The sequence below is a fragment of the Streptomyces sp. NPDC044063 genome (genome assembly GCF_056434285.1).
Map to the genome: position 1 here is coordinate 215,282 of NZ_JBWKFM010000001.1, position 4,648 is coordinate 219,929.

Annotated in this window: 4 protein-coding genes; 3 read left to right on the top strand and 1 reads right to left on the bottom strand. The window is 70.0% G+C overall.

Going from position 1 to position 4,648, the window contains the following annotated elements; all coding sequences use genetic code 11:
- Window positions 1–6 precede the first annotated feature (6 nt).
- Window positions 7–522 carry a hypothetical protein gene (locus AC07BS_RS00920; protein WP_478929145.1) on the bottom strand — a complete coding sequence of 172 codons (516 nt, stop codon included), beginning with the start codon at window positions 520–522 and terminating at the stop codon, window positions 7–9.
- Between the two features lie 335 nt (window positions 523–857).
- Between AC07BS_RS00920 and AC07BS_RS00925 the strand changes: the two genes are divergently transcribed.
- From AC07BS_RS00925 to AC07BS_RS00935, 3 genes are read left to right on the top strand one after another with little or no spacing between them, the layout of a single operon-like run.
- The gene (locus AC07BS_RS00925; RefSeq protein ID WP_478929147.1) at window positions 858–2,888 is read left to right on the top strand and encodes a phage tail sheath C-terminal domain-containing protein; all 2,031 of its coding nucleotides are present in this window, start codon (window positions 858–860) and stop codon (window positions 2,886–2,888) included.
- A gap of 46 nt (window positions 2,889–2,934) precedes the next feature.
- Window positions 2,935–3,456 carry a phage tail protein gene (locus AC07BS_RS00930; RefSeq protein WP_086573033.1) on the top strand — a complete coding sequence of 174 codons (522 nt, stop codon included), beginning with the start codon at window positions 2,935–2,937 and terminating at the stop codon, window positions 3,454–3,456.
- Window positions 3,457–3,467: 11 nt separating this feature from the next.
- Entirely contained in the window at window positions 3,468–4,205 is a 738-nt protein-coding gene (locus tag AC07BS_RS00935) for a T4 family baseplate hub assembly chaperone (RefSeq protein WP_478929150.1), read from the top strand.
- Window positions 4,206–4,648 lie beyond the last annotated feature (443 nt).

Sequence of the window (4,648 nt, forward strand, 5' to 3'; positions counted from 1 at the left end):
TCCAACTCAGGCTCCGTCAAGGCCCCTTACCCTAGCGGCTTCCTCCAGCGCGCGGCCGGCCGCTCCGAAGACCTCGTCGAAGGGGACGGATCGTTCCGCGGGTGTCAGGTAGTAGGCGGTCCCGGAACCTATGGGGGAGTAGGGGCCGCGCTTGCCGCTCAGCAGGATGTCCATGGGAGTGAGGACGCCGAGGTCGTCGAAGACGTAGATGACGGGGAGCTGCGTCCAGGCCGTCAGCTGGAGGTGGGCCATGACGGCCTTCCGCTCGACGGAGTGGCGGCCGGAGTCGCGGCTTGTGTGCCGGCCCTTGCAGTCGATCAGGACGATGCGCTCGTCCCGGGCGGCGATCAGGTCCGGTGTCCAGCGCAGGGAGCTGTCCGTGCGGCGGAGGGTCCGGCCCACCCCGTCGGTCAGTATCGCCTGTCCCCAGGGGGTGACGTCCCACCCTCGTTCGGTCAGCTCCCGCGTGACCCGGAGCTCGTGGGCGTCTCCTACGGCTTTCCTGTCGTGAAAGCTCGCCATACGGGCAAGTGTCGCCGAGCCGCCGCGGCCCGGAACGATCGACGAATCCGTACCGGCCAGCGGCGAGCGGGACTCCCGGCGACCCGTGATGTCCATTGGTGTCCGGCAGCGTCTCCCCGTGTCTCACGGTGTCTCACCACGCCCGCTCGGAAATGTCCGGAAACACGTGTGCATGGCTTGCATATGGTCTTTGACATTCCGTTTCCGATTTGCCGATCATGTTGTGTCAAACCCTGACCGGGGTTGTCTCTCGGTGACCGGTGTTCGCGTAGTGCTCGACGTCTCGGACGCGGTTTCGGCCATCCGGGGCATTCGAGAGGTGAGGATTCGCGCTCATGCCTGTCGTACCGACCTATCCAGGCGTCTACCTCGAAGAACTGCAGAGCACCACACGGGCCATCGTCGCGACGCCGTCATCCGTCGCGGCATTCGTCGGCTACACGGCCTCCGGCCCCGAGAACCGGGCCGTCAGGATCTTCAGTTTCGCGGACTACGAGCGGAATTTCGGCGCACTCGACCGGCGGAGTGAGCTGAGCTACGCGGTCTACCAGTTCTTCCTCAACGGCGGCACCGACGCCTACGTCGTCCGCGTGCCCGCTCCCGACGCGGTCGGCGCCGCGATCACCCTGAAGGACGGGACCGGCGAGAGAGCCAAGGACTCCCTGGTGGTCACCGCCCTCAGCGGCGGCGCCTGGGGGAACGACCTGGTCGTCGACGTCGACGCCGACGGAGTTCCGGCGGACGACGCCAAGACCTTCAACCTGACCGTCACCGACCTGCGCAGCGGCACGACCGAGCGCTTCCCCGGCGTGAGCGTCGACGCCACGAGCCCCCGCTACGTCAAAGCGGTGGTCGGCGATCCCGACAGCGGATCGCGGATGGTGAGCGTGACCGTTCCGGACTCCGCGGCCGCCCGGCCCATGCCGACCGGGACCGTCGGCGGCGACATCACGCTCGCCGCCCTGAAGAGCGACAAGGACTACGCCCTCAAGGTCAGCAGCGACGTGCCCAGCGGTGTCTTCGGCAACGTCGTCGTCACCGTCCTCAAGGAGAGCGAACCGGTGCCCTCCTCGATCGCCGGACTGTGCGCCCTGCTCAAACGCAGACTCGACCAGAGCCTGTCCGCTCTCCACGTCGGGGCCCGGGTCCGCTGCGTGCCGTCGCCCAGCGGCAAGGGGCTGCGGATCATCAGCGACTTCGACCCCGAGGAGCTTCCCGGCGCGGTGGACGCCGTGCTCACCTTCTCCGAAGCGGAGCACGACGACGCGGAGGAACCAGGGAAAGCGGTCGCGGACGCGGAAGAGGAATCACCTGGTCTCCTGAGCCTGCTCAAGCTCGACGCGGTCACAGCCAACGTCGGGCGCTACCGCCTGGGCCTCGGCCGCTCGGAATGCGCCCAGGCGTCCGCGGCCCGCGGCACCGACGGGAACACACTGCCCGCCACCGCCGACCTGATCGGCGAGGAGCACGGTTTCACCGGCATCCAGGCACTGCGCCGAGTGGACCTGTTCACCATCCTGAGCATCCCGGACGCGACCCGGGCCAAGCCGGGCGACCCCGACCAGCTCGACGACACCGTGAACCCGAACGCCGTCTTCACCTCGGCGATGAAGCTCTGCGCCGACCGGCGGGCCGTGCTCATCGTCGACCCACCACCGTCCGTACGCGACCTCGACACCGCACTCGACTGGATCAGCCAGGGGCTGACGGTCAAGGGACCGGACGCCGCGGCCTACTTCCCACGGGTCCGGGTACCCGACCCGCTCGACAACTTCCAGCTGCGCACGCTCGCGCCCAGTGGCACGATCGCCGGCCTGTGGGCCCGTACCGACGCGTCCCGCGGCTCGTGGAAGGCACCCGGCGGCACCGAGGCCCGCCTCGCCGGCGTCGGCGGACTGGTCTACCAGCTCACCGACGCGGAGAACGGCGTCCTCAACCCCCTGGGCCTCAACTGCCTGCGCACCCTGCCGGTGTACGGCACCGTCAGCTGGGGCGCGCGTACGCTCGACGGCGCCGACGCCAACCCCAGCCAGTGGAAGTACCTGCCGGTGCGCAGACTGGCCAAGGTGATCGAGGAGAGCGCGTTCCGGGGAACACAGTGGGCGGTCTTCGAGCCCAACGACGAGCCCCTGTGGTCACAGCTGAGGCTCAACCTCACCTCGTTCATGCACGGGCTGTTCCGGCAGGGAGCCTTCCAGGGGAAGACGCCCCGCGACGCGTACCTCGTCAAGTGCGACGCCCAGACGACCACCCAGGACGACATCGACCGGGGCGTCGTCAACGTCCTCCTCGGCTTCGCCCCGCTGAAGCCGGCCGAGTTCGTGTTCATCCGCATCCAGCAGCTGACAGGCCAGACGCAGAGCTGACAGGGCTGAGCGAGCCGAGAGCGTCGAGAGGGTTGAGAGAGCCGTCATGCCGTCGTTCACCGTGAACACCAATCGTTTCGATCCCTACAAGAACTTCAAGTTCCGGGTCCGCTGGGACGGCAGATACGTCGCCGGCGTGAGCAAGGTCAGCGCGCTCAAGCGGACCACCGAGGTGGTCAAGCACCGCGACGGCGGCGACCCCAGCACCAGCCGCAAGTCGCCCGGACGCACCGAGTACGAGGCGATCACCCTCGAACGCGGCGTCACGCACGACACCGACTTCGAGCAGTGGGCCAACAAGGTGTGGAACTTCGGCTCCGCCCTCGGCAGCGAGACCTCGCTCAAGGACTTCCGCAAGGACCTCGTGATCGAGGTGTACAACGAGGCCGGGCAGCTGGTGCTCGCCTACAAGGTGTTCCGCGCGTGGGTCTCCGAGTTCCAGGCCCTCCCGGATCTGGACGCGAACGCCAACGCGGTGGCCATCCAGCACCTCAAGCTCGAGAACGAGGGCTGGGAACGCGACTACGAGGTCGTCGAGCCCACCGAACCGACGTACGTCGAGCCCTAGGCGCCACGTTCATGGACGACGTCCGGATCCTCGACGTGTGGAGCGCGGGCACGAGGCGCCCCGAGGACAGACGGCTCCTCCTGCTCGCCGCGGCCTGCCCCGGCACCCCCGCCGAGGAGCTGGCCGGGCTGACCGCCGGCAGGAGCAACCTCCTGCTGCTGCGCGACCGCCGGGACACCCTGGGGAGCCGGCTGGAGGGGGAGACGACCTGCCCGTCCTGCGACGCCCGGCTGGAGGTCGCCGTCGACCTGAGCGAACTCCTCGACGACACGGACGAGAGCCCCGCCACCGGGAGCGATGCCGGCGGCGAGCTCCGCGGCGGCGGCGACGCCGTCGTCCGCTTCCGCCTGCCCACCGTCGGTGACCTCCAGACCCTCGTGGGCTCATCCGCCGACGCCGATACCGCCGCCCGCGTGCTCCTGAACTCATGCGTGGTGGCCTTCCACCAGGACGGCGTGCCCAGCCCGGCCGAGGACCTCCCCGCCGAGCTGCTCCACGCGCTCGACACCGAACTCGCCCGCCGCGACCCGCACGCGGACCTACGGCTCACCTCCTCCTGCCCCGGCTGCGGGCACACCTTCGAGCTGGTCCTCGACCCGGTGTCCCTGTACTGGGACGAGCTGGAGGCGCGCGCCCGGCGACTGCTGCTGGACGTCCACCGGCTCGCCGGCAGCTACGGCTGGAGCGAGCGCGAATGCCTCGGCATCGACCCACTGCGCCGGGCCGGCTACCTGGAGCTGATCGGATGAGCGGCTACCTGCGCTCCCTGGCACGGGTCGCGGTCGGGCGGGCGACGACGCTGAGGGCCCGGCCGGTCTCGCGCTTCGAACCACAGGAGGCACCCGTGCTCGGGCTCACCGGGCTGGGGGAGGAACCTTCCCGCTCCTGGGAAGCCTCTCAGGAGGCCCCCGCGGGGCGGACCCTCACCGTACGTCGGCGGACCGCTCCCGTGAACGTCGCGCAGCCCGCACCAGCGGCCGCCGACCCGCGCCCCGGCACCACGCCGACTCCCCGCCCGCAGCACCGGCCCGTAGCCGTGCCCTCCGACGAGGCACCTCCCCGATCGACACCTCCCCGGCCGACAGCGCGCCGGACGGCTTCGCCCGGCGCCGACCACACCACCGCGCCGACATCAGAGCCCACGACGCCCGCCCAAGCCCCGCCACCGGCAGCGGCACCATCCCCCGTCACG

Excerpts from the sequence above, each read along its gene's own strand:
- AC07BS_RS00920 (WP_478929145.1), bottom strand. The coding sequence starts at position 522 with ATGGCGAGCTTTCACGACAGGAAAGCCGTAGGAGACGCCCACGAGCTC.
- AC07BS_RS00925 (WP_478929147.1), top strand. The coding sequence starts at position 858 with ATGCCTGTCGTACCGACCTATCCAGGCGTCTACCTCGAAGAACTGCAG.
- AC07BS_RS00930 (WP_086573033.1), top strand. The coding sequence starts at position 2,935 with ATGCCGTCGTTCACCGTGAACACCAATCGTTTCGATCCCTACAAGAAC.
- AC07BS_RS00935 (WP_478929150.1), top strand. The coding sequence starts at position 3,468 with ATGGACGACGTCCGGATCCTCGACGTGTGGAGCGCGGGCACGAGGCGC.